Source organism: Thiolapillus sp. (assembly GCF_048562965.1).
Lineage (GTDB): Bacteria > Pseudomonadota > Gammaproteobacteria > Chromatiales > Chromatiaceae > Thiolapillus > Thiolapillus brandeum_A.
Genome location: NZ_JBHNMF010000739.1, coordinates 1 through 1,482, shown reverse-complemented (window position 1 = coordinate 1,482; position 1,482 = coordinate 1). Strand labels below are relative to the sequence as shown.

The following is a 1,482-nucleotide window of genomic DNA, read 5'->3' as shown; positions in this document are numbered from 1 at the left end:
CTACCCTGCTGTTGATTGTGTCCGCCACTGCCAGCGCGGCCACGCTGGAAGGAAAGGCCATCCGTGTCATCGATGGCGACACGATCGTGGTGCTGAGTGAAGCCCACCAAAAATATAGAGTGCGCCTGGCGAACATCGACTGCCCGGAGAAAAGGCAGCCCTGGGGGAACAAGGCCAAGCGGGCTACCAGCAAACTGGTGGGCAATAAGCCCGTAGTTGTGGAATGGCAAAAACTGGATCGGTACAGCCGTTTGATTGGGACCGTCTACCAGGTCGGTGCGAACGTCAATCGCGCCCTGGTGGCCGAAGGGCATTGCTGGGTCTACGAAAAATACAATCAAGACGGGCAACTTCCCGATTTGCAGGTGCAGGCCAAAGCTCAGAACAAAGGATTGTGGAAACTGCCTGAATACGACCGCACACCGCCCTGGGAGTGGCGCAAAAAAAGGAAAGAAAAGTGAGAAAAGAAAACAAGTCTACGCCCTCCAAGAAATCTCAGGTAAAAGATGCCGCCTGGCACCTGCTGGAAACGACCGGAAAGATTCCTTCCCGACAGGACGTCATGGACGAGATCGGTGGGGGATCTGCACGAGATGTCGCGGCGGAACTGGCCGCATGGCGAGAAGAAATGGCAGACTGGATACACCACCAGCGCCGCTTGCCGGACATTCCCGAACCCTTAGCCGCCGGTTTCCGCAAAGTATGGGACGAGGCTATGTCAGCCGCGAAGGAGCACGCTGAAAACGCCGTGGCAACCCGTCAGGAAGCACTGAAGAAACAAGAGCGGGAAGCGGCCGCACGGCTCACCGAAATGCGTGACACGCTCGCCCTGGCCCAAACTGACAACGCCAGGATACAGGATGGAAACCGCCGCCTGGAGGAACTGGCGACACAACTTGCCGCTAAGTACGAAAAATGCTCAGCTGATAAGGCCCAGGCCGAGCAATCCCTGGCACTGACCAGGCAGAGTGTCGACGAGTACGAGAAGGCGATAACCAGGTTAGAGGAAGAACTGGAGTCACAGCGCGAAGAACACCGTCGAGCCATCCAAACGATGCGCGAAACGCACGAAAAAGACACCGATAGGTGGCTGATGCAAATTGATCAGGCCCGGCTGGAGAAAGCCGGCGAAGCCCAACGAACGGAAGCGCTAACGGCTCGTATTGAGGATCTGAAGATGGAATTGGCTGACTTGAAACAAGATCATGCCATCGCCCTGTCCTCCGTCCGAGACAACGCAACGACGTGGCAGAAGCGCTACGAAAAAGCCCTGAAAGAACACACGGAAGAACTTGCGGCGCTTCAGCGGATGTTTGATGCCACCAAATCCGAACTGGCGACCTGCCACAGCGAACGGCAGGAGGCTGTCGGCCAGCTCAAAGCGCTGGAGGACATGCTGCAACAACAGCAGACACGGGCCGATACGGAACGCGATAGGCGAATCAAAACAGAACTAAAGTTACAGAGGCACAGAAAGAATAA

Annotated in this window: 2 protein-coding genes; both read left to right on the top strand. The window is 56.3% G+C overall.

Translation table 11 applies throughout. The annotated features are described in order from the left end of the window. A partial coding sequence (locus tag ACOCD2_RS19680) for a thermonuclease family protein (RefSeq protein ID WP_419588141.1) occupies nucleotides 1-461 on the top strand: 461 nt, incomplete at its 5' end. Then, nucleotides 458-1,482, top strand: a 1,025-nt coding sequence (locus ACOCD2_RS19675; protein ID WP_293680860.1) for a DNA-binding protein, incomplete at its 3' end; no start/stop codon positions are given. The genes ACOCD2_RS19680 and ACOCD2_RS19675, both read left to right, overlap by 4 nt.